This window comes from Ligilactobacillus ruminis ATCC 27782 (genome assembly GCF_000224985.1).
GTDB lineage: Bacteria > Bacillota > Bacilli > Lactobacillales > Lactobacillaceae > Ligilactobacillus > Ligilactobacillus ruminis.
Map to the genome: position 1 here is coordinate 249,988 of NC_015975.1, position 21,330 is coordinate 271,317.

Annotated in this window: 25 protein-coding genes and 1 riboswitch; of the genes, 20 read left to right on the forward strand and 5 right to left on the reverse strand. The window is 43.9% G+C overall.

All coding sequences use genetic code 11. The features are described 5' to 3' along the window. Nucleotides 1-21: 21 nt before the first annotated feature. From LRC_RS01180 to LRC_RS11480, 17 genes are all read left to right on the forward strand, one after another. Entirely contained in the window at nucleotides 22-1,416 is a 1,395-nt protein-coding gene (locus LRC_RS01180) for a glycoside hydrolase family 1 protein (RefSeq protein ID WP_014072831.1), read from the forward strand. Between the two features lie 264 nt (nucleotides 1,417-1,680). Continuing rightward, nucleotides 1,681-2,715, forward strand: coding sequence for an efflux RND transporter periplasmic adaptor subunit (locus LRC_RS11755; protein ID WP_014072832.1), 1,035 nt, complete (start codon nucleotides 1,681-1,683; stop codon nucleotides 2,713-2,715). Nucleotide 2,716: 1 nt separating this feature from the next. After that, nucleotides 2,717-3,439 carry an ABC transporter ATP-binding protein gene (locus LRC_RS01190; RefSeq protein WP_014072833.1) on the forward strand — a complete coding sequence of 241 codons (723 nt, stop codon included), beginning with the start codon at nucleotides 2,717-2,719 and terminating at the stop codon, nucleotides 3,437-3,439. Then, nucleotides 3,436-4,632 (forward strand): ABC transporter permease, encoded by a 1,197-nt coding sequence (locus LRC_RS01195; RefSeq protein WP_014072834.1) that lies wholly within the window; start codon nucleotides 3,436-3,438, stop codon nucleotides 4,630-4,632. The genes LRC_RS01190 and LRC_RS01195 overlap by 4 nt, the downstream gene beginning before the upstream one ends. A 218-nt stretch (nucleotides 4,633-4,850) precedes the next feature. After that, on the forward strand, nucleotides 4,851-5,084 hold the full coding sequence (locus LRC_RS11760; RefSeq protein WP_258414403.1) for a hypothetical protein: 234 nt from the start codon (nucleotides 4,851-4,853) through the stop codon (nucleotides 5,082-5,084). 237 nt (nucleotides 5,085-5,321) lie between these two features. Further along, a complete protein-coding gene (locus LRC_RS11475; RefSeq protein WP_022280643.1) occupies nucleotides 5,322-5,513 on the forward strand; it encodes a hypothetical protein in 192 nt (63 codons plus the stop codon). Between the two features lie 401 nt (nucleotides 5,514-5,914). Next, on the forward strand, nucleotides 5,915-6,643 hold the full coding sequence (locus LRC_RS01210; RefSeq protein ID WP_014072836.1) for a hypothetical protein: 729 nt from the start codon (nucleotides 5,915-5,917) through the stop codon (nucleotides 6,641-6,643). A 109-nt stretch (nucleotides 6,644-6,752) separates the two neighbouring features. Continuing rightward, nucleotides 6,753-7,667 carry an RluA family pseudouridine synthase gene (locus LRC_RS01215; RefSeq protein ID WP_014072837.1) on the forward strand — a complete coding sequence of 305 codons (915 nt, stop codon included), beginning with the start codon at nucleotides 6,753-6,755 and terminating at the stop codon, nucleotides 7,665-7,667. Between the two features lie 79 nt (nucleotides 7,668-7,746). Then, complete coding sequence (locus LRC_RS01220) at nucleotides 7,747-8,394, forward strand: metal-dependent transcriptional regulator (protein WP_014072838.1); 648 nt, start codon at nucleotides 7,747-7,749, stop codon at nucleotides 8,392-8,394. 152 nt (nucleotides 8,395-8,546) lie between these two features. Further along, nucleotides 8,547-8,747 carry a cold-shock protein gene (locus tag LRC_RS01225; protein WP_003693101.1) on the forward strand — a complete coding sequence of 67 codons (201 nt, stop codon included), beginning with the start codon at nucleotides 8,547-8,549 and terminating at the stop codon, nucleotides 8,745-8,747. A gap of 153 nt (nucleotides 8,748-8,900) precedes the next feature. After that, nucleotides 8,901-10,088, forward strand: a complete 1,188-nt coding sequence (locus LRC_RS01230) for an MDR family MFS transporter (RefSeq protein WP_041819788.1) — start codon at nucleotides 8,901-8,903, stop codon at nucleotides 10,086-10,088. Next, complete coding sequence (locus LRC_RS01235) at nucleotides 10,085-10,837, forward strand: threonine/serine exporter family protein (protein WP_014072840.1); 753 nt, start codon at nucleotides 10,085-10,087, stop codon at nucleotides 10,835-10,837. Before LRC_RS01230 ends, LRC_RS01235 begins: the two co-directional genes overlap by 4 nt. Before the next feature lie 8 nt (nucleotides 10,838-10,845). Next, nucleotides 10,846-11,304, forward strand: coding sequence for a threonine/serine exporter family protein (locus LRC_RS01240; protein WP_014072841.1), 459 nt, complete (start codon nucleotides 10,846-10,848; stop codon nucleotides 11,302-11,304). Nucleotides 11,305-11,822: 518 nt separating this feature from the next. After that, a complete protein-coding gene (locus LRC_RS11765) occupies nucleotides 11,823-12,560 on the forward strand; it encodes an IS256 family transposase (RefSeq protein WP_258414411.1) in 738 nt (245 codons plus the stop codon). After that, entirely contained in the window at nucleotides 12,535-12,735 is a 201-nt protein-coding gene (locus LRC_RS11770) for a transposase (RefSeq protein ID WP_258414412.1), read from the forward strand. Before LRC_RS11765 ends, LRC_RS11770 begins: the two co-directional genes overlap by 26 nt. Further along, nucleotides 12,701-13,063 (forward strand): transposase, encoded by a 363-nt coding sequence (locus LRC_RS11775; RefSeq protein ID WP_258414870.1) that lies wholly within the window; start codon nucleotides 12,701-12,703, stop codon nucleotides 13,061-13,063. Before LRC_RS11770 ends, LRC_RS11775 begins: the two co-directional genes overlap by 35 nt. Before the next feature lie 179 nt (nucleotides 13,064-13,242). Continuing rightward, complete coding sequence (locus tag LRC_RS11480; RefSeq protein WP_041819794.1) at nucleotides 13,243-13,494, forward strand: hypothetical protein; 252 nt, start codon at nucleotides 13,243-13,245, stop codon at nucleotides 13,492-13,494. Nucleotides 13,495-13,583: 89 nt separating this feature from the next. Here LRC_RS11480 and LRC_RS01255 read toward each other — a convergent pair whose 3' ends face one another. The 5 genes from LRC_RS01255 to LRC_RS01280 form a co-directional block, all read right to left on the reverse strand. Then, the gene (locus LRC_RS01255; RefSeq protein ID WP_014072808.1) at nucleotides 13,584-14,486 is read right to left on the reverse strand and encodes an IS3 family transposase; all 903 of its coding nucleotides are present in this window, start codon (nucleotides 14,484-14,486) and stop codon (nucleotides 13,584-13,586) included. Further along, nucleotides 14,483-15,016 carry a helix-turn-helix domain-containing protein gene (locus tag LRC_RS01260; RefSeq protein WP_014072807.1) on the reverse strand — a complete coding sequence of 178 codons (534 nt, stop codon included), beginning with the start codon at nucleotides 15,014-15,016 and terminating at the stop codon, nucleotides 14,483-14,485. Before LRC_RS01260 ends, LRC_RS01255 begins: the two co-directional genes overlap by 4 nt. Before the next feature lie 494 nt (nucleotides 15,017-15,510). Further along, nucleotides 15,511-16,557, reverse strand: coding sequence for an LCP family glycopolymer transferase (locus LRC_RS01270; RefSeq protein ID WP_014072842.1), 1,047 nt, complete (start codon nucleotides 16,555-16,557; stop codon nucleotides 15,511-15,513). Nucleotides 16,558-16,575: 18 nt separating this feature from the next. Further along, nucleotides 16,576-16,950 (reverse strand): DUF1634 domain-containing protein, encoded by a 375-nt coding sequence (locus LRC_RS01275; RefSeq protein WP_014072843.1) that lies wholly within the window; start codon nucleotides 16,948-16,950, stop codon nucleotides 16,576-16,578. Continuing rightward, nucleotides 16,950-17,795 (reverse strand): sulfite exporter TauE/SafE family protein, encoded by an 846-nt coding sequence (locus LRC_RS01280; protein WP_014072844.1) that lies wholly within the window; start codon nucleotides 17,793-17,795, stop codon nucleotides 16,950-16,952. Before LRC_RS01280 ends, LRC_RS01275 begins: the two co-directional genes overlap by 1 nt. A gap of 211 nt (nucleotides 17,796-18,006) precedes the next feature. Between LRC_RS01280 and LRC_RS01285 the strand changes: the two genes are divergently transcribed. From LRC_RS01285 to LRC_RS01295, 3 genes are all read left to right on the forward strand, one after another. Next, nucleotides 18,007-18,834: a zinc-ribbon domain-containing protein gene (locus LRC_RS01285; protein WP_014072845.1), complete on the forward strand. Its 828-nt coding sequence runs from the start codon at nucleotides 18,007-18,009 to the stop codon at nucleotides 18,832-18,834. 97 nt (nucleotides 18,835-18,931) lie between these two features. Further along, entirely contained in the window at nucleotides 18,932-19,468 is a 537-nt protein-coding gene (locus LRC_RS01290; RefSeq protein ID WP_014072846.1) for an Rrf2 family transcriptional regulator, read from the forward strand. Between the two features lie 88 nt (nucleotides 19,469-19,556). Beyond that, a riboswitch (Lysine riboswitch) is annotated at nucleotides 19,557-19,737 on the forward strand. A 110-nt stretch (nucleotides 19,738-19,847) separates the two neighbouring features. Then, entirely contained in the window at nucleotides 19,848-21,293 is a 1,446-nt protein-coding gene (locus LRC_RS01295) for an amino acid permease (protein ID WP_014072847.1), read from the forward strand. Nucleotides 21,294-21,330: the final 37 nt, after the last annotated feature.

Below are 21,330 nucleotides of genomic sequence, written 5' to 3' on the forward strand. Positions count from 1 at the left end.
TAATTTAGAGGAGCAACGAACATGCTGAAATTTCCAAGTGATTTTGCGTGGGGTGCCGCAACGTCAGGCCCCCAATCCGAAGGTACTTTCAAAAAGAAGCACCAAAACGTTTTTGATTATTGGTATGCCAATGATCCGGATAAATTTTATGACGGAGTAGGTCCTGATACCGCATCGAATTTTTTCAACGATTATAAAGAAGACCTTGCTCTCATGCGCAAGGCCGGCATCAAGTCATTGCGGACGTCCATTCAATGGAGCCGCTTGATTGATGATTTTGAAAAATGCACGGTAAATCAGGATGCGGTCGATTTTTACAACAACGTGATCAATGCGATGCTCGAAAACGGCATTGAACCATACATGAATCTTTGCCACTTTGACATGCCTGTCGAATTGCAGCATAAATACGGCGGATTTGAATCAAAGCACGTCACGGATTTGTATGCCGGTTTTGCTGAACAATGCTTCAAGCTCTTTGGCGATCGCGTCAAGAACTGGTTTACGTTCAACGAACCAAAGGTTATCCTGGATGGTGCATATTTGTATCAATTCCATTATCCGTTGAAAGTTGACGGTCCTCTTTCAGTGCAGGTCGCATATAACATCAACCTTGCTTCTGCCAAAACAATTGAACGTTTCCGCAAGCTTTACGGAAATGATGACGACAAGCGTATCGGCATTATCTTGAATCTTACGCCCGCATATTCTGCATCCGACTCTAAAGAAGATAAGGAAGCAGCTGAATTCGCAGAACTTTGGGCAAACAAGATGTTCCTGGATCCGGCTATTTTGGGATGCTATCCTGAAAAGCTTGTTGAAATTTTGAAGCGTGACGGTGTTTTGTGGGATTATACTCAAGAAGAACTCGATTTGATTGCCAAAGAAACCATCGACGTTTTAGGCGTCAACTACTACCATCCGTTCCGCGTCAAGGCGCCTGAAGTATCATCCAAGAGTTTGCAGGACTGGATGCCTGACATCTACTTTGATGAATATGAGATGCCTGGTCGCGTCATGAACGTTGACAAAGGCTGGGAAATTTTCCCGGAAGCATTGTATGACATTGCAATCAACGTTCGCGACAATTACAAAAACATTCCTTGGTTCGTTTCAGAAAACGGCATGGGTGTTTCTCGCGAAGAGCGTTTTATGGATGAAAATGGTGTAGTTCATGACGATTATCGCATCAATTTCATGAAGAATCACTTGAAAGAACTTCATCGCGGAATCGAAGAAGGTTCAAACTGCCATGGCTACTTTGTTTGGACGGGCATTGACTGCTGGTCGTGGATGAATGCATATCGCAATCGTTATGGCCTTATTCGTGACGATATTCATACGCAAATCAAGACGATCAAGGATTCAGGTCGTTGGTTCAAAGAGACAAGCGATAATAACGGTTTTGAAGAATAGGTATTGGCGGATTGTCAAAAAAATCGTAAAAGAGTCGGGAGAAATTCCCGGCTTTTTTTGTTTTCAATACGCGTTTTCAATTGTAACCGGCCGGCTCTTCTTGCTTTATGGCAACAGTCTGTTTCGGCACTGGATTTTGAAACAATCATAATAAAATTATTTTTTAAATTAAAAAACAGTGGACTAGCTAATTGGATGGCGGTATAGTTAGTTGCGTAAGTAATCAACTAAATGGCAGACCACTTTTTAAAGGAGGATTTTTGAATGACAAAAAAAAGGAAGATTTTGGTTGTCGCAGCAGTCATAATCGTGATTTTGGCAGTATGGGGACTTATTCAAAAAGCAAATGCCAAAAAAGATGACGTAAAAGACGCTGCTCCAAAGTATTATGTGACAAAGGTCAGCAGACCGACGCCATTTTCGATCAATGGTCAAGTAGAATCAAAACAGGTTTCGACCCTTGGACTTCCGTCGGGAAAAGTTCAAGAAATCAGAGTCAAAAATGGTCAGTCAGTACATAAGGGCGATGTTATTCTCACAACATATGATTCTGAAAAACAAGAATCAAAAGAAGAAGTTCAACAGGAATTGGACAAGGCCAAAAGAACGCAGCAGTCCGCGCTCTCGAGTCTCAATTCTGCAAAACAGCAGCTGGGTCAGGCATCGAAAGAAGATGACGGCTACAGCGATCTTCAAAATCAAGTCAAAGAAGCACAGAGCTCTTATGATGATGCTGTTTCTGAGGTAACGGCGGCACAAACGAAACTGAACAGTATCAGCGGAAAAATAAACAACGTTTTGATTGCTCCGTTTGATGGAATCGTTGACGTCGACGACAAAAAGCAAGATGCACCATCAATAACCCTGTACTCACACGAAAAGCAGGTTTCAGCATCCGTGTCCGAATATGACTATGAAAAGCTTAGTCAAGGGCAAAAGGTTGAAGTCAAGGCGCTTGCAACCAAGAAAACGCAAGAATCGACAATCGCGTTTTTATCGCAGGTGCCGGTCGAAGGCAAGAGTACGGGATATCCTCTCACCATTGATGTCGACGGAAACAATTTCATGGATGGACAAACCGTTAAGATCTCAGTTCCGCAGGAGCAGATTCGTTTGCCAAAGGACAGCGTCAGAAATAATTCGGTCTATGTTGTTGACAGCAAGGGACGAGTTCATAAGCAAAAAATTGATGGCAAATTTGCCGATGGATACTTCTGTGTCGAACAAGGCGTTCAGGTGGGGGAAAGGATTGTTGCCAATCCGGACAAGCACCTGAAAGATGGCAAGAAGGTAGATTGATATGATCAGGCTTGAAAATATTAATAAATTCTATCGGCAGGGGGATGAGAACTTTCACGTCCTGCATGACATCAATCTTAATATCGATCAGGGCGAGTTTGTCGGAATCATGGGGGAATCTGGTTCTGGCAAATCAACTCTGATCAACATCATTGGCTTTTTGGACGATCAGTTTGAAGGACGTTATGATTTTTATGAGCATCCGATTCATGATTATACGCGGGCGCAATTTTCAAAATTACGCAATGAGAACGTGGGGTTCGTTTTCCAAAATTTCAAATTGATCAATACGATTTCGGTTGCGGAAAACGTATCTTTGCCGCTGCTTTATGCAGGACAGACGCGCAGGTATATCAAAGATCGCGTCAGTGAGGTTCTAGCCCAAGTGGGACTTCAAGGGGCCGAAAAGAAACTGCCCCAAAATTTGTCCGGCGGGCAGCAGCAGCGCGTTTCGATTGCGCGTGCAATCGTCGCCAAGCCCAAGTTTTTGATTGCAGATGAACCTACTGGGGCACTCGATTCAAGGACAAGTCAAGAAATTATGAACCTTTTCAAAAAACTGAACGAGGAGAATCATACGACGATCATTATGGTTACCCACGATCCTAAAGTCGGGGCACAATGCGAGCGATTGGTCAAAATCCTTGACGGGCGCATAATTTCTGATGAAGACGGCTTGAATGAGTGGGGAGGAAAAAAGGGAGAAGGGGGCATGAACGCATGAAGTTTATTGAATTGTTCAAAACTTCACTGCAATCTTTGAAAGCAAATCCCAAACGCAGTTTCTTGACGATGCTTGGGATCATCATCGGGATTGCGGCAGTAATTACGATTATGTCGTTGGGAGACGGCGTGAAAAAGCGGATGTATGATCTCTTCTCGACAAATGCAACAGGTGTTCAAAAGACGGAAATCGATTTTATCGCAACGGGAAAAGATCAAGGAGAGATTACGTCTGAGGATATCAATAAAATCGAAAGCAATTTTGCCGGACAATTCAAATCCGTCAAGCTCAAACGTGAAGATAAGCAGTTGAATTTCGTCGGAACGCTTGGCGGTGAGGAAATCAACGGGACTTTGTCTCTTTTAAAAAGTCCGGATGATCCCGACATTGTTGCCGGGAAAAATATTTCTCGGTTCCAGTTGGGAATCGGTGATGAGGTTGCGTTGATTTCAAAGGCGCTTGCAAAGAAATCATTTAAAAAAAGCGAGAATGCTTTAGGTTCATCAATCGTGATCGACAACCAGTCATATACGATCGTCGGTGTCTTTAATCCGTCTGAGACATGGGATTCTGATGGGCGTTCCAATCGGCTTGGCGCAGATGTTTTAGTGCCGAGCGGAGTGTATTTAAAAGGCAAAAAAGGCGGAACGATTCTTGAGGTGACCTTTGTTAAAGATGCCAAGGCATCAAAAATCAGCAAAAAAATTGCCAAGTACTTGAAAAAGCACGGCAAGGATCGCAAACAAGGAGATTACGTTTACTATGACACCGGAGCTGCTTTGAAACAAATCGGCAGCGTAATCGACACGATGACTTATTTCGTGAGTGCGATTGCCGCAATTTCGCTCTTTATTGCCGGGATTGGCGTGATGAACATGATGTATATTTCTGTTTCGGAAAGAACCCAGGAAATCGGGATTCGTTTGGCAGTGGGGGCAAGGCCAAGCGACATTTTGATTCAGTTTCTTCTTGAAGCAGTCATGCTGACGGTGACCGGCGGATTGTTGGGCTTTGCCTTAGGGTGGCTGATTGGGGCCGGCATTTCACCGTTCTTACCGCAAAAGATTCATGCTGTGGTTACGATGCATTCGTTCCTTCTGGCATTCGGCGTTTCATCAGCGGTCGGAGTCGTTTTTGGGATTTTGCCTGCCAAGCAGGCCGCAAATAAAAACTTGATTGACATTTTAAGATAGTGGTAGGATTAGACCTTGGGAAATAATCTAGTCGGCGGCATCATCATCGTTTATTTTGGCGGATGGTTGTTTTTGTCGGGAAAGGCAAATGAATTGACCGCTGATTGGATCATGTTTCCGGTGACGGACTTTGTGCAGTCCATACTATGCGTTTTCCTGTTATTCTTTTATAATGAGTTCAAGTATTTTATTCAAAACGGGGTTACGCGCAGGGAGTATTGGAGGGCAAAAGTACTGGCCGCCTTTACGGCCTATGGAATCATATCTTTTTAGGATCGACCTACTACTTTGCGTTTCAGCAGTTTTATCCCCAAAACAACTATCTGCTAAACGTATTTTCGATCAGTGATGTCAATGACCTGCCGTTTGCCGTGGTTTTGTATGTTGACGGAATGATGACGGCGATGTTGATTGGCTGCGTCTTTAGAATGTTGGAAAAAATGGTAAAATAGTCTTGGCGTTGATCTTGGTTGGCGTGAATGCCGTTTGGGGATCGGGCGTTTTTGAAATTGAAAGACATAATGCCTTCACTTCATTTTTGCTAGGCATCGAGAGTATGATTAAGGGCATGAACCCCGTTTATCCAGCCATAATATACGCAATCGTGTCGATATCACTTTGTTTGTTGGTGATTAAGAGATTTAAGCTGCGTTTTGAGTAGGTGTTCTGCGCAGCAAGGGGAGGATAGCATGTTAGACAGAAGAAATTATGTTGAGCTTGTTGCCTTATTGTTGGTGGTTGTCTTGTTCTCTTTGCATTTGCCTTTATGGGGAATGATAATGGATGCATGTGCGGAGCCGATGATCAGAGTCTTTTTTGGGTTGATATTATCGGTTATGCTGATAGACGTGCTGACAATGATATACTGGCGACGAGATTGATCGTTTCGTATGAATGGGATAAATGCAGTCAAGAGAGTGTTTGGAATCTTGGCTGCATTTTTTAATAAATAAAAAATTTGATGTTTATTAAAAATATTCACAAATATGGCAATAAAAATCAATATTTGTGTGTAATAATTTTACCGGGTATTATAAAAGTAAACTACTGTAATCGTTTTATTTATTTTGAGAGGGGAAAGAGAAATAATAAATCGGACGGTTACTGGATGTTGATTAGGTATAATTTTAGGGAGCTGGTTTTTTTGCAAAATTATGCGGAGGAATTACGCAAGACATATGTCAAATTGCCACGCGTAATTTCTTCTATTTTAGCATTGTTAATTACACTGTGCGTATTGTCAATAACGTTTTTGATTAGTATCGAAAGTTTTTTGGACCCTGTGCGTTTCGGAAATGATGCTACGATGATTAAAGAACTCGGTGATGAATTGAACCGCACTGTAATCGAAACGGCACAGTATACGGGGATGCCGCTGAGGTTTAGGGAAAAGCTGATTCTCAGCGACAGTCAAACGGCAGAATGTTCCAAAAAAATGATCTCGAATTTTCGCGCAATGAATGACAAGGTAATTGAATCGAATACTGTTTACAAGATGCTTGATCACAACGTAAACGGTGCCGGGTATTCGTCAAAGGACAAGGAATATTGGACAAATGTCAAAGTTAAGTTCAGAAACAATCTGAATGAATACGTTGAAGCAAGGGAAAGTCAAATGCAGATTTCCAGAATGCAGCACTTTTATCAATTCCTGAGCACCATCTCATGGGCGGGACTTTTCGTATTCGGGAGTCTGATTATCCTTATCGTGGGGTATTTGTTTGCTTATCTCAAAAATAAGTGGCGGCTTTTTTACGGTTCAGGTCTGGCAATGATAATTTCTGGCGGACTTCTTATGACGATTGCACTGTTTTTTTCGTTAGGAAACACTGCATTTGGCATCGGTGATTTGTTATACGTACGCGAAGTTTGTTTTTCGATGGTGATAATGACCTGGGTCAGGTTACAGTGGATATTTTCTGCGATGCTGATTATTCCAGGTTTTGTCATTTTTATGACGTCACGTCTTAAGATTGAATCTTTGCTAAGCCACTATCGTTTTGATCGGTAGACATATTTGTTTTTGAGTCCTGCCGGAAGGCAAGGCTCTTTTTTTGACTAAAGGGCTGCTTGCTTATTTGGCTGCTTTGCTCTAAAATGAACTAAACATCAACGAAGGGATGGCAAACATGGAATTTACGTGGCAGAACCATTCGGGGAAAAAAGCAACGGTGAAAAGAATTCTGGCCAATCATGGCGTCAGTCATCGGATGATCGCTAAACTTAAGCGAGGCCAAGGCAACGTAAAACTGAACGGAGAAAAAACGGTTCTTTCGGCCTTGGTCGGCCAAAATGATAAAGTAACGCTCGTGCTTCCACCGGAAAATGACGATGAGCGGATTCTTGTCAGTCACGAAAGGATTAAAGTCGTCTATGAAGATGAAAATTGGCTGTTGCTTGACAAGCCTGCAGGAATATCCAGCGTTCCTGGTCCTTCGAACGATCATGATACGATGATGAATCGCGTCAAGGGGTATCTGATTGATCAAAAAAGCGAAAATCTTGTTCCTCATGCCGTAACAAGACTGGACAGGTTTACAAGCGGACTGATGCTTTGCGCAAAGCATGGGTTTGCGCAAGGACTGATTTCAAAGCAGGTTCAGGAACATTCGATGGAAAAACGGTATTTGGCCGTGTGCTCTGGATTTGTCAAGAAAGATCACGGAATTATTGACTTGCCGCTTAAGAAAGAGGATAACGGTTTTAGGCGGATCGTTTCTTGCGATGGGCAAAATGCAGTCACGGAATATTGGGTTCGAGAGCGTTTTGGCAACGAAGCCACGTTGGTTGAGTGCGTTCTTCATACCGGAAGAACCCATCAGATTCGTGCTCATTTTGCACATTTTGCGCATCCGCTGATTTCAGATGAACTGTATGGAGGCAAAAGAAACGATGCATGCAAAAGACAAGCACTTCACGCTTGCTGTTTGGCATTTGACGATCCTTTTTCCTGCAAGAGGCTCAGGTTTGAATTGCCGCTTGAAAATGATATGGAACATTTGTTAGGGGAATTGAGATGCATAAATTGTGATTGATTGACAAATATTTTTAATATACCTAAAAATTTGGTATAATGTTTGTAACTAGACGAACAAAAAGGTCAGGTGAAGATTAATGACGCCAAAAAAAGAAGACTATTTAAAGATCATCTTTGAATTGGGCGGACGCAAAAAGAAAGTTTCAAATAAGCAGATTGCAATGAGTTTGAACATTGCAGCGGGTTCCGTGACGGAAATGGTCAGCAAGCTCGTAAAAGAAGGACTTGTCGATCACACTCCGTATGCCGGAATATCTTTGACGAAAAAGGGGACTGAGATTGCAGAAAATCTGATCAGAAGGCATCGTTTATGGGAAACTTTTTTGGTTGACAAGCTGAATTATAAATTACAGGACGTGCATAACGATGCCGAGATTTTAGAACACGTTACAAGCGACAATTTGATGGATCACTTGGAAGAATTTTTAGGTCATCCCGAACATTGTCCTCACGGAGGAGTTATTCCGGACAAATCGGGAACCTACCGCGAAGAAAGCTATTTGATTTTGGCTGACGTTGCAGAGGGGACGACGGTCACCGTTGATCGTTTTATCGATAATCATGAATTGCTTTCCTATTTGGACGATATTCACATCAATCTTGGCGACAGGCTTGTCGTTGGGGAACATACTCCGTTTGAAGGCCCGATCAAGCTGACTTATTGCGACAGCGGCGAAGAAACGAGCATCGGGTATAAGGCGGCACACTATATTTTTGTTAAGTAGGTCTGATGCCTACTATAAATCAGCTTGATGTGGTATAATTAGACTTGTATTTTTGTATTGGTCATATTGGTTATCGTTTCATTCAACATCTCCATTTGCGCCCGTCAGAATTACAATAATTATGCGCATATGGCGCAGAAGGAGTTTTATTAATGGAACAAGGTACAGTTAAATGGTTTAATGCAGAAAAAGGCTACGGTTTCATCACGCGTGAAGACGGCAGCGACGTTTTCGTTCACTTTTCTGCAATCCAAGGTGAAGGTTACAAGTCTTTGGAAGAAGGACAACACGTAACTTTTGACGTTGAAGAAGGTCAACGCGGTTTGCAAGCTGCAAACGTCGTTAAAGACTAAAACAACTCAGGACAGTTGCGTACGTAACTGTTGATCAGGAAATGAAAATCGCAATTGTAGAGGACCGGATGATTTCATTCGGTCTTTTTTGCTTGCATGAAATTTTGTGCGGGATTACACTTATGATACTGGATTTAAAAAGGGGGCAAAATTTTGAAAAGAGAGTTACGCTTGCATTGGCTTCTTTTAGGGAGCCTGATTTGTTCGACCGGCGGAAGCCTGTTGTGGCCCTTGACGACGATTTATATGCATGATTATTTGCATCAGTCGTTAACGGTTGCCGGAACAGTACTGTTCTTCAACTCGATTACGCTGATTATCGGAAGCTGGCTTGGAGGATACATATACGATCATGGAAAAGTGCGCTTTTTCTTGATCTTGTCAGTTTTAATGCAAGCTGCATCGGTCTTTTTGCTGATTTTTTTCCATGATTGGCCATGTTTTGCTTTTTTGCTGATTCTGGATAATTTCGGAAACGGTATTTCGTCAACGATTGTCAGTTCGCTTGCAACCGGAATTAAAGAAAAAGATCCAAGATACGTTTTTAATATGATCTATTTCATGCAAAACGTCGGCGTGGTCGCTGGGACGATGCTTGTCGGATATGTCATTGAAATTTCAATCAACATGATTTTTATCGTCAATTTTGCGATGTATGCCGTTTTTTTGCTGATAGTCTGGCTGTTTTATTTTGTCCCACAGCACGTTTTGGCTAAACATGCAAGTCAAAAGAAGGGTGTCTCCGATAAAACGCCTAAAAAAGCAGCAATCGTGATTTTTGCAGCGCTCGCACTTTATTTTGCAATCGACGTCGGATATTCGCAATGGCAGAGCAATTTGTCGGTTTACATGGGACAGTTGGGAATTCCCGTCAAAAACTACAGTTTGCTGTGGACGATCAACGGTATCATAATTGTCTTGATTCAGCCGCTGATCAATCGCTTTGACGAATCTTTCCAAACAAAGCTGACGCATAAGATTTATTTGGGCATCGTTTTGTTTGCCTTCGGATTCAGCTCACTGATTTTTGCAAAAAGCTATCCGTATTTTGTTTTGTCGATGGCCATTGTTACTTTGGGCGAGGTGCTGACTTTTCCGACTTTCCCGGCTTTTGTCTCAAGCCTCAGCTCATTTAGCGAAAAAGGGAAGTATCAGGGACTCGTTACCGCGTTTCCGGCATTGGGTCGCGCAGTCGGTCCCGTTTTGGGCGGGATAATTATCGATAATTTTTCATACGCTGCCCTATTTACATTTACGTCTGCTTTTGTCATAATCGTTGGTAGCATCTTGATCGGATGCGTCGAAATTAACTTGGATGGCAATGGTGAAATTAAGAAATGAATGAAATGAAACGTGATGAATTGGCCATGGAGGTTGTTTTGACCGCTGGAAAACTGATGATTGAAAGCGGAGCTGATATGACCAGAGTCGATGATACGATGTATCGTCTTGCAAAAAATGCCGGGATCAAAGAGCCGCGCATTTTTGAAACGACGACGGGAATCATGATGTCTGCGCCCAAAAGCAAACTGACTCGAATCGAACCAATCAATGAGCGCAGCATCAATCTTGAAGTGGTTTCGCGCGTCAATGATTTGTCGCGGGCCTTTCAGCGCGGCGAATTATCGCTTGAAGAGGTGGATGAAAGGCTTAACCGAATGAAAACGACCACTCCGTTCTTCGTTTTTCCTTGGCAGTTGCTTGCGGCAGCAATCGTCAGTTCAACGCTGCTTGTGATGTATGGCGGAAGTTTTTTGGATTTCTTCCCTGCATTTTTCGCAGGCGGAATCGGTTATGCGGTCTATTGGTATATTAATACGAGATTTAAAGTAAAATTTGTGAGCGAATTTTTGGGAGCGTTGGTAATCGGATTGTTCGCTTCATTTGTTGTTCGCTTTCACCTTGGAACAAGCATGGGGATGATCACGATTGGTGCCGTCATGCCGCTGGTTCCAGGAGTTCCCTTGACAAATGCGGTCCGTGACGTGCTTGCGGGGCATATCTTGAGCGGTATTTCGCGCGGAACCGAAGCGTTGATTTCTGCGTGCGCAATTGGCTTTGGAATTGCCGTCGTATTGCGTTTTTTCTGAGGTAAGCGATGATGAATCTGATTTTATTTTTAATTGTGAACGTTGTTTTTTGTTATATGGCAACCGTCGGGTTTGGGGTTATCCTGAACATCCCGCGACGCGGATTGAACGAATGCGGAATCGTCGGCGTCATCGGATGGTTGGTCTATGTTTGCATAAAGGACTGTTTCAGCAGCTCGATGCTTGCCAACTTGCTGGCAGCATTTTCCATCGGTATGGGTGCCATGTTCTGTGCCCGTTTCAAGAAAATGCCGATGATTTTGTTTAATATTCCAAGCCTTGTCCCGCTTGTACCGGGAGGCCAGGCATATCGTGCCGTGCGTTATTTTGCGATTGGAAAAAACGATTTGGCTTTGAGCTATCTTGTTCAAGTCGGGATGATTGCCGGTTCGATTGCGGTCGGTTTCTTTTTGGCCGAGTTCGTATCCCAGGTCTATTTTAAAATTCACGGTTATTCTCAGCAGTAGTCGAAGCTAAGCCTCGTTTCTTTGGTGAAACGAGGTATTTTTATTTGACAAATGCAGTGAAGGAGGCAGCGTTTTGCGCGGAATCACGGGAAGATTAAAAAAAAAAGGCCTTTTGCCCGTGACCGAGGACTGGCATTTACGGGCATGTTTCAAAAATCGTCGTTTTGCCCGTAATCCCTTTTGAATCTCTGGGTCCAGTAGACAAAAACCGGGGTGAATGTGTGATTTTTGTCTACCGCTGCCTCCAAATCCGGAGCGCGTGGTCTCAAAAGTAGAACAAAATCTCAAAAAATCGTAAAAATGTTCTACCACGGAGTCCAAAATCGTGCCGCGCGGAGATGAAAGTAGAACAAAAACAAAGAAAAATGAAAAAATGTTCTACCGCAGAGGCCAAAACCGAGCCATGCTGGGTTATGCCCGTATAATGGTGTAAATTGATAAAAATAAAGAGAGCCAAGTGCTCAGCTCCCAGGTATAATTAAATCAACAAACAACAATAATACTAGGAGGATGAACAAATGGCCCAATTAAATATTACCTTAAATCAAGAGGAAATTCTACAACTTCTTTCAAAGGATCACGATCAGGCATTTCGCGAGCTGCTTCGTAAAAGTCTCAATAGTATTCTGATGGCGGAATCCACTGCTCAGCTCAAGGCTGAGCCTTATGAACGGTCAGAAGAACGCACGGACAGCCGCAACGGCACTCGAGAACGCGAGCTCAAGACACGGATAGGCAAAATCACCTTAACTGTGCCGAGACATCGCAATGTTCCTTTTAAGACTCTTGTTTTCGAGAACTATTCCCGAAGCGAAGCTGCCTTGATCGCCAGTATGGCGGAGATGGTTGTCAGCGGAGTAGCGACGCGTAAAGTGTCGAATATCATGGAAACTTTGTGCGGAACGACATTTTCTAAGTCCTCAGTTTCAGAAGTATGCAAGGATCTGATTGAAAAGGTCAATGAGTTCAAGGACAGACCCTTGACCGGAGACTACCCTTTTTTAATAGTGGATGCAACCTACTTCAAGGTCAGGGACAAACACAGAATTGTTTCCAAAGCGTTTATGATCGCTTATGGTACGAATCACGAAGGACATCGTGAAATCCTTGGATTTGAAGTATATGACAACGAATCCAAAGAAACTTGGAAATTCCTTTCTCCAAAAACTGAAAAAACGTGGCCTCCAAGGCTTTTGATGATCACTTCTGATGCTCATGAAGGTATTCAGGATGCCGTCAGTAAGGGTATTTCCTGAGGTTCCATGGCAAAGGTGCCAGTTTCATTTTGCCAGGAACATTTCGGGAAAATCACCAAAAAAATATCAGGCAGGCATCAGAGCCGAACTTCAGGAAATGTGGAACTGCGAAACTATAGAAGATGCACGTAAAAAACGTGATGAAATCATCGCTGATTACAGAAGACGTTGCTGAATCTGCCATGTCATGCCTCGATGAAGGCTTTGAAAGTGCCATGACCGTCATGGCGCTTCCTAAGAATTTGCGGAGATATTTCAGAACATCAAACCATATAGAACGACTGAACAAAGAGCTGAAGCAACGTTCTTCCGTCATCGGAATCTTCCCAAACGAGAACTCGCTGATGCGGCTGATGGGTTCCGTTCTGTTGGAAAGAAACGATGTCGTTAGCTCCAAGAAAGCCATATTCAGTCCGGCAACCTACGCAAAAATGATCAAGTCTAAGACGGTTGCTGAACTAAAAGAATTGGCAGAGGAACAACAAAAACTAAGAGCTGCGTAAGGTGTATCACTCTTTCCGAAGCTGTCAAGGGAACCTCTTCGAGGTGCGCAGATGGCGCACCCTTGACAGCTCCTTCAAGAGTGATAGTGGACATACATGGATGCATTCGCATCCCCTGCACAACTTGTGCCTGGGAAAAAATATTTTACACACAAATTAGGACTTGACTCCATGCGGAGATGAAAGTAGAACAAAAACAAAGAAAAATGAAAAAATGTTCTACCATCGGCTCCAAATTCGGCCCGTGCGACCTCGAAAGTAGCAAAATATCGAAAAGCAACGTTTTGACCGTGATTGAGCAGGTGATGAGCAGCACTGCATTTGGCAAAATCACTGCCGTTTACGGACACATCGATGAAAATGGACGCTTTGTCCGTAAAATGCGTTTTGATTACGGACAAATCAGTAAAAAAATGACGCTTTGTCCGTAAAATTTGAGTGAAATCTCGGTGTGCCGCCCAGAATAAAAAAATCCGCGCCATCATGAAGTGCAATAAAAAAGTTAGACAAAATTAAACAATTAAGCTGTCATGGCATGATTTCGGTATTCTACCGGAGTCATGCCTTTTGTTTTTAAAGAAACCCGTTCGTAATTAAAGAAATGGATGTAGTCTTGAACCATCATTTGAAATGCAGTAATGTCTTCAAATAATGGTAGCCCATCCAGCAACTCAGTTTTCAGTATGTGGAAAAAGCTTTCCACTGGTGCGTTATCCAGACAATGTCCCTTACGAGACATACTTTGAACAAAGTGATGGTTAGCCAATCTTTGAGTATAGTAAGGCAACTGATACTGCCATCCCTGATCCGAATGAATCAAGGGGCAGGCATGATCAGGAAGATTCCTGATTAATTCATCCACAGTCCTTGTAATTAAATCTGAATTCGGGTGAAGGCTGACCTGACATGCCAGAACTTCCTTACTGGCCTCATCAGTCATCACCGAAAGGTAAGCCCAGGTTTGATTAGCCAGACGGACCTGACTGACATCTGTATGGCACACCTGATAGGGTTTTGTCGCGCAAAAGTTCTGATGTAACCGGTTAGGAGCAAGATGACCTACGGTACCTCGATAGGACGAATACTTTCGATTTTGATGACGGTTGTAGATGGTTACCTGAATGTCCAGGTCACGCATTAGCCTCCGAACGGTATCACCAGCCAGATGAATTCCCAGACGTTCCAATTCAACTTGAATTCGTCGATAACCGGCAGTGAAACGATTTCTCATGGAATACTTCTGCGCAATAATCATCATCTGCCTTTTAACTTCATGATACTTGTCAAACTTATTACTGATGCGCTTACGTTCATCGTAGTAAGTTGCCCGTTTCAACTCTAATTTAGACAGTAAGTCATTAAGCCTGAAACGTTCAGCTTTAGGCATTTGTAACTGTTCGGCCCTGATCTGGTCAAGAATCATCGTTTTCCGTCGTGCTTTGAGTTCCAGAACAGGGCCGCCGCTTTTTTTAATATGGCTGCGTCTAGACGTGCATCATACAATTCTTTCTTTAGCTTGATAATTTCAGCCTTCAGCCGCTCATTTTCGCTCAATTCTGATGATGTTGGTTTCTTTTCCGGGTGTTTTGGTGATTTCATTTGTTTTGGCTTCCTTCCCTTTTGATGAGGACGCAAAGCTTCTATACCACCCGTTTTAAATAGTGTCCTCCAATGGGATACTTGACCTGGAAGCAGATCAAACCTGGCAGCAACTTCAGCTATGGTTACCTCATGTGTTTGATAATAGTCTATCACAGCCAGTTTAAAATCAGTGTCAAATATTCTCTTATTTCTACTATGACGAATTTTACCTTGAAGTCGATATGTTTGAATCCAGCTTCGAACAACCCTTGAATTGAGGTTGTATTCTCGAGCTAATTGGATACTCGTTGCCATTCCCTGATTATATTTACTAATAATTTCCGCTTTCAGTTCCGGACTGTACTTTGCCATAAAAAATACCCCACAATCATTAGACTACTTTGTCTAACAATAAAAAAACCGCGCCATCACTGGCACGGATTTAAAATCATCATTCAGTTGCGTACGGGGTCATGAGCGCTCGCTTCCACACCTTGTTAATCAGTCTCAGACCAGCAACAAGGCTCATGATAAGTTCGTGCCGCGTCGCGACTGCGCTTGCGCTGATCGCTCGCGCCCCTCCTTATCTACCGCCTTGTTAGGCGGCTGGTCTTCACACCTTGTCTTAATCGGGTTTCGCTTCACAACCCCCTTGTCCCAAGCACCCTTGCTCGGGCAAGACGAGCTTACCCGTCGCAAGCGCGACTTGGATACGCGGGGGCTGAGCGTTCGGCTCCACACCTTGTCCTAATCGGGTTCCAGCTCGCATTCCCCCTATCGCAAGCAAGGACTCCCTAGACGAGACAAGCTCGCCTAGGGAGTCCTTGCTTGCGATAGGGGTCATGATCGCTCGCTTTCATACCTTGTTAATCATCCGCGTCAATCCATTCACCAGAGTCTCCGGTTTGAGCATGATTTAAATCAAGCGCTTTTCGCAAAAGGTTGGTGATTCGCTGTCGTTCCTTGGTAGTCGGAACTTCGAACGATTCGCCGTTTTCTTGGTTCGGTTGTCCGGCAAGGTGATCCGTAACCATGTTGTGGGTCGCGACCCTGTATTTGCTCCCTAAAACAAGCAGGTCGTCAAAAGTAAGATCGGTAACCATCTGTTTTGAAATCGTCGACAGAAATTTTTGATTGATCAAGCTCATCAGATGGCTGCCCTTGAATGCAAGCTGCGTCAAAACTTGGCGTTGACGGGCCTGGCGACCATAATCGCCCTGAGGATCGGTGTAGCGCATTCTGACATAGGCGAGTGCACGAGCACCATCCATATGTGTTTCTTCATCTTTGACGAATGACTGATTATCATAAGTGAAAGTCAGAAGGGGCTTGATATCTAGTCCGCCGACCGAGTCAATCAAACGCTCAAGGCCGCCCATGTTGATTGTTGCGTAAAAATCAATCGGGACGTTGAGATAATTTTGAACGGTCTTGACCGCAGTTCCTGAACCACCGTAGAAATAGGCCGAATTAAGCTTGCTCGGATATTTTGATTCGTATCCGGAAACTTCAACCTTGGCATCGCGAGGAAGACTGACGACCGTCATTGTTTTTTTATTAGGATTGAGAACGGCAATCATGATTGTGTCCGTCCTGCCTTTGAAATCACGTCCAAGCGCACCAGTATCCGTTCCCATCAGCAAAACTGACACAGGATGACCGTCCTTTAAGGTCGAATTGACGTCACGAGCTTTTTTGACGTTTGAGGATTGGAAAATCGTATTAGCGGCATTTTTAGCATTCGTATATTTTGCGTAGGCATATTTGCCGCCGACGATGAGGGCGATAACGGTCACGAGCAACCCCCAGAAGAAACAACCTCGATGGTTTTTCTTTGCTTGGTGATGTTTTTTACTGCGTTCGGAACGCGGCGAAATTTCGGGATTGACGTATCCTTTGTCCTTTTGTGGCATATTTTTCACTCCTTTTGACTATCTGTGGCCAAGAAAGAAGCTGACGATCAGAATCAGCAGAACCAGCGATGTGATTTTGACGTACAGATAATCTTTTTCTTTGATGAATGCGTAAATTGAGATGACGACTCGCAAAACAGGAGTCAAGATCAGAAGATAGATTCCTCCCATCATCCAAGCATACGGCTTGAGTGCGGACATTCCGGAAACGACACCGGAAAGAGTCGTCGGGAAACTGTTTCCGGGGTATCCGCTCGTGCCCTTGATCATCAGCATCGCAAAGCCGATAATCATCACGGTAGCTGCCAGGAAAACTCCGATTCGCATGATTTTTCCGATAACGATTTCAACGGCCATCATTTCTTCTCTGGTAGTAGCTTTTTTTTCAGACATCAGATCGTCACCCCAAATCCTTTAAGAATCATTTGCAAGCCAAGATAAAGCAAAATCGGAATGAAGATTCCGCGAATGATTTTTGCCGGCAAAAGCTGCATGATGCGGCTCCCGACGGTTGCCCCTCCGATGATGCCAAGAGCCAGCGGGACGGCAATTTCAGGCTTGATGGATCCGTTGAAGAAATACACGGTGGCACTTGCTGCTGCGGTGACGCCCATCATCAAATTGCTCGTCGCACTCGAAGGTTTGAGCGGCATCTTCATGGCTCCGTCCATTGCCATAACTTTGAAAGCACCTGAACCGATTCCGAGCATTCCTGAGGCAAGGCCTGCGCCAAACATGATGGCGGCGCCGCCCGGAATGTTTTCGACCTGATAATCTATTTGTTTGTGGAGGTTTTTGTCATAATAAGAACTGTTGAACTTGAATTTTTCGGCAAGCTTGTCCGGCTCAACGCGTTTCAAAACTTCTTGTCCGCGGCGAAGTTTTCTGTACATGTTCCAGCTTGAGAAAACAAGCAGAGCTCCAAAAAGGACGTAAAGAATCATCGGGTTGAAGGCACCCGTCAAAAGAGCACCGATAATTGCGCCGATTGTTGTGAAAATTTCCAAAAACATTGCAACGCGAAGATTTAAAACATCATCGCGCAAAAATGCGATCGTTGATCCGGAACTGGTTGCGATAACAGCAATAATGCTTGCTCCGATTGCATATTTGATATCCATTCCGAGTGCTAACGTAACAATAGGAGTGATGATCATTCCGCCGCCAATCCCTAAAATAGCACCCATCACACCGGCAAAGATGCCGATGCAAAGCATGAGTAATGCCGTATGAAGCATGATATATTCCTTTCCTGGTGTGCTGAATTTTTTAGTTGAAACGCACCGCTACCATATATTTTAACAAAGATGACCTGAACAGTAGTAAATATTTTTTAAAATTGTGCAAATTTTAAAAAATAGCCTGAAGAGCGTTGTTAACCGCTTGATAAATATTGAAAAAACTAATAAAGTATTTACTGATAAATAATTTAAATGATGGGGGCCAAAAATGTTTTATTGTCAAAGATGCGGCCGACAAATAGCTGATGACGAGCTTCGTTGTCATTTTTGCGGGATAGTTCAAGAACGTGAAGGAACTTCAATTGAAACGAAGCCTTGCAAAAAGTGCAAGGAAGCCATTCCCGTAAATGCAAACTACTGTCCTTACTGTGGCCTGGACCAGGCAACGTTGTTTTATGATGAGATGTCGTTTGACGACAGCAAAGATGATCAAAAGGAAATCCGTGATGAACGGGAAAATGAAGACGATTCTCTGGAAGATCCGCTGCAAACTCTGGAAAGTTTTGAAATCAACGATCCTTCTGACGTGGAGAAATTTTTGCAGAAAATTGAAGAAGAAAGAGACAAGATTCGTGAAGCCAATGCCAAGAAGTACCATATTGCCAAAAACGAGTCCAAAAAGCCGGGTTTGATCGTATCAACCAAGCTGATGCTCAAAGACTGGCTGACGGTTGACAAGCGCATGGGAACCGGTGATTTTTGGTGGGGTTATCTTGGAATGTATCTCTTGACGATTATTGTCAGCGTAATCATGGGTGCAGTTTTGGCGGGAATCTACATGTATTATCCGAAGATGGTCGGAACTGCTTTTGACGTGATGTTCACTGTTTGGATGATCTTCTTCTTTATCACGACCATCACTGCATTTATCAGGAGGTTCCATGATTCGGAACTGCCGATGTTCATGATCGTTTTCCGTTTCATCCCTGTTGCCGGTGAACTCTTCTGTTTGTTTTTTGCCATGCGTCCGCAGATGATTTCAAACGGTCGTTATACCTTTGAAAGCAAATCCAAACGCAAAAAGAGGACAAAATAGGAAAAACGTCGATAGAACTGCAATAAAATTAAGGTTATAATGTAGACATCAGATATCCATATAAGATCCGTTCATGGATGGAAAGGTTGATGTAATAATGCAATTGACAAAAGGCTTTGAGCAGGCAGCGTGCATCATGGCACTTTTGGCAACTCAAAATAGGGGAATACCGCTGTCGTCACACGTCATTCACACGCGCGTCAGCAGTTCGCAGACGTACTTGAAAAAAATCATGCGCAAGCTTGTCGTCGGCGGATTGATAACTTCCGCATCAGGCAACAGCGGCGGCTTCAGTTTGGCGAGAGAACCGGAAGACATTACGCTTTTGCAGATCGTATCAGCGGTTGAAGGGAAGATTCATACCTATCCGAACAACGGATTGCTGGATCTTGTATTCAGCGACTTTAAGCCGATTGCGACCGAAGGCAACAGCGCAATCAACGCGGCGTTTGATGCGGCCGATCAGCTGTGGCGACAAGAACTTGACAAAGTGACGATTTACGATCTTTTGTGTCAGACTCTCGGGACGGTCGACGTTCCAAAAGTTGACTGGAACAAGCTGCAGCTTTCGCCTTCCGAACAGGCAACGGCCATTGTTGAGAAAATTCGGACGAATCTCCGTTCCGGAAGATGAAGCTTGTTTTAAGCTCAGGGCTTGCCCTGGGCTTTTTTGTGCAATTTCGAGCCTTGCAATTATATTTTTCAGATTGTATCATAGTAACTGTCGAAGAAGAGGTCGCAAAGATCATCAGTAAGCCGGTGGAGCTGATAAAGCAGTGCTGAAACCGGACGAAAGGGAGATTTGCCGAAGCATGCTATGCCTTTATGCAGGCGATGCTGGGCTTTAGTTGAAAAAACTGAAGACTGTCGCTGTAAAAAATGCAGCGGAGCGCTATCGAGATGTTGCTTAAAACGTATTTTAAGACAGAAACTGATAAGCGCGTCCTCCGTTTTGAAGGTCGTGCTTTTTGCGCTGAAGATCTCCTCTGAGTTTTGCATGGGAGGAATTTTAAATGAAAGAAAACAACCAGGTCAAGCGTTCGCTCAAGACGAGACATTTGTCGATGATCGCGCTTGGAGGAAGCATTGGCACGGGGCTGTTCGTTGCCAGCGGGAGCGCAATTTCGACTGCTGGTCCAGGTGGAGCTTTGGCAGCTTATCTGGGAATCGGAATAATGGTGTATTTTTTGATGACGTCTCTTGGAGAAATGGCGACCTATCTGCCGATTACCGGTTCATTTGCGGAATATTCGAAAAGATTCGTCGATCCTGCACTTGGATTTGCGATGGGATGGAACTATTGGTTCAATTGGGCGATTACGCTTGCAGTTGATCTTTCGACGGCAGCGCTTGTTTTGAAGTTTTGGTTTCCGCACGTTCCCGGCTGGATCTTCAGCTTGGCGGCATTGGTAATGATTTTTCTGATAAATGCGCTTTCGGTCAAATCGTTTGGTGAGGCCGAATACTGGATGGCGCTCATCAAGGTGATTACCGTCATTGTCTTTTTGATTGTCGGGTTGCTGACGATTATCGGCATTTTGGGCGGACACGCTGTATTTCTCGAAAACTTTGCCTATAAAAAGGCGCCGTTTGTCGGCGGGATTCCGACGGTTTTGAGCGTCTTCGTCGTTGCCGGATTCTCATTTCAAGGGACCGAACTGATCGGAATCACGGCCGGTGAGACGGAAAATCCTGAAAAAAGCTTGCCAAAAGCCATCAAGCAAGTTTTTTGGCGGATTTTGCTTTTTTACATTCTTTCGATTTTCGTGATTGCCTGTCTGATTCCATACACCAGTCCCAATCTGCTCGGATCGAGCGCGTCGGACATCACGATCAGTCCGTTTACGCTCGTATTCAGGCGTGCCGGTCTTGCATCTGCCGCTTCAGTGATGAATGCGGTCATTTTGACGTCGGTTCTTTCAGCAGCGAACTCCGGAATGTATGCTTCAACCAGAATGTTGTTCGCGTTGGGGATTTCCGGTGATGCGCCGAAGATGTTTTCGCGCGTCAACGACCGTGGAATTCCTGTTTTTGCCTTGCTTGGAACGACGTTTGTCGGTCTTTTGACGTTTCTTGCAAGTATTTTTGGAACCAGAATCTACACGTTTTTGGTAAATTCGAGCGGTTTGTCGGGGTTCATCGCCTGGATTGGAATCGCAATTGCTCATTATCGTTTCCGGCTAGCTTTCATCGCACAGGGACATGATTTAAGCGAGCTTAAATATCATGCAAAATGGTTCCCGTTCGGGCCGTTGCTTGCGCTTGTCCTGTGCATCTTGGTCATGATTGGCCAAGATCTCAAGTCTTTTGCAAATTTCGATTGGCAGGCAATCAGCGTAACGTATATGTCGATTCCGATTTTTTTGGTGCTTTTCTTCTATTACAAGCTTAAGCACAAAACCAAACTGATTCCGTTGGACGAGGTCGATTTGACGCCGCACGACATCAAAAATGAATAGATTTTATCGAAATGCACGGCTGAAGTTTAATCGGGGA

What these genes read in the sequence shown, in the direction of transcription:
- LRC_RS01180 (WP_014072831.1), top strand. Translation starts at nt 22, where the DNA reads ATGCTGAAATTTCCAAGTGATTTTGCGTGGGGTGCCGCAACGTCAGGC.
- LRC_RS11755 (WP_014072832.1), top strand. Translation starts at nt 1,681, where the DNA reads ATGACAAAAAAAAGGAAGATTTTGGTTGTCGCAGCAGTCATAATCGTG.
- LRC_RS01190 (WP_014072833.1), top strand. Translation starts at nt 2,717, where the DNA reads ATGATCAGGCTTGAAAATATTAATAAATTCTATCGGCAGGGGGATGAG.
- LRC_RS01195 (WP_014072834.1), top strand. Translation starts at nt 3,436, where the DNA reads ATGAAGTTTATTGAATTGTTCAAAACTTCACTGCAATCTTTGAAAGCA.
- LRC_RS11475 (WP_022280643.1), top strand. Translation starts at nt 5,322, where the DNA reads ATGTTAGACAGAAGAAATTATGTTGAGCTTGTTGCCTTATTGTTGGTG.
- LRC_RS01215 (WP_014072837.1), top strand. Translation starts at nt 6,753, where the DNA reads ATGGCAAACATGGAATTTACGTGGCAGAACCATTCGGGGAAAAAAGCA.
- LRC_RS01220 (WP_014072838.1), top strand. Translation starts at nt 7,747, where the DNA reads ATGACGCCAAAAAAAGAAGACTATTTAAAGATCATCTTTGAATTGGGC.
- LRC_RS01225 (WP_003693101.1), top strand. Translation starts at nt 8,547, where the DNA reads ATGGAACAAGGTACAGTTAAATGGTTTAATGCAGAAAAAGGCTACGGT.
- LRC_RS01235 (WP_014072840.1), top strand. Translation starts at nt 10,085, where the DNA reads ATGAATGAAATGAAACGTGATGAATTGGCCATGGAGGTTGTTTTGACC.
- LRC_RS01240 (WP_014072841.1), top strand. Translation starts at nt 10,846, where the DNA reads ATGATGAATCTGATTTTATTTTTAATTGTGAACGTTGTTTTTTGTTAT.
- LRC_RS11765 (WP_258414411.1), top strand. Translation starts at nt 11,823, where the DNA reads ATGGCCCAATTAAATATTACCTTAAATCAAGAGGAAATTCTACAACTT.
- LRC_RS11770 (WP_258414412.1), top strand. Translation starts at nt 12,535, where the DNA reads ATGCCGTCAGTAAGGGTATTTCCTGAGGTTCCATGGCAAAGGTGCCAG.
- LRC_RS11775 (WP_258414870.1), top strand. Translation starts at nt 12,701, where the DNA reads ATGAAATCATCGCTGATTACAGAAGACGTTGCTGAATCTGCCATGTCA.
- LRC_RS11480 (WP_041819794.1), top strand. Translation starts at nt 13,243, where the DNA reads ATGAAAGTAGAACAAAAACAAAGAAAAATGAAAAAATGTTCTACCATC.
- LRC_RS01255 (WP_014072808.1), bottom strand. Translation starts at nt 14,486, where the DNA reads ATGATTCTTGACCAGATCAGGGCCGAACAGTTACAAATGCCTAAAGCT.
- LRC_RS01260 (WP_014072807.1), bottom strand. Translation starts at nt 15,016, where the DNA reads ATGGCAAAGTACAGTCCGGAACTGAAAGCGGAAATTATTAGTAAATAT.
- LRC_RS01270 (WP_014072842.1), bottom strand. Translation starts at nt 16,557, where the DNA reads ATGCCACAAAAGGACAAAGGATACGTCAATCCCGAAATTTCGCCGCGT.
- LRC_RS01275 (WP_014072843.1), bottom strand. Translation starts at nt 16,950, where the DNA reads ATGTCTGAAAAAAAAGCTACTACCAGAGAAGAAATGATGGCCGTTGAA.
- LRC_RS01280 (WP_014072844.1), bottom strand. Translation starts at nt 17,795, where the DNA reads ATGCTTCATACGGCATTACTCATGCTTTGCATCGGCATCTTTGCCGGT.
- LRC_RS01285 (WP_014072845.1), top strand. Translation starts at nt 18,007, where the DNA reads ATGTTTTATTGTCAAAGATGCGGCCGACAAATAGCTGATGACGAGCTT.
- LRC_RS01290 (WP_014072846.1), top strand. Translation starts at nt 18,932, where the DNA reads ATGCAATTGACAAAAGGCTTTGAGCAGGCAGCGTGCATCATGGCACTT.
- LRC_RS01295 (WP_014072847.1), top strand. Translation starts at nt 19,848, where the DNA reads ATGAAAGAAAACAACCAGGTCAAGCGTTCGCTCAAGACGAGACATTTG.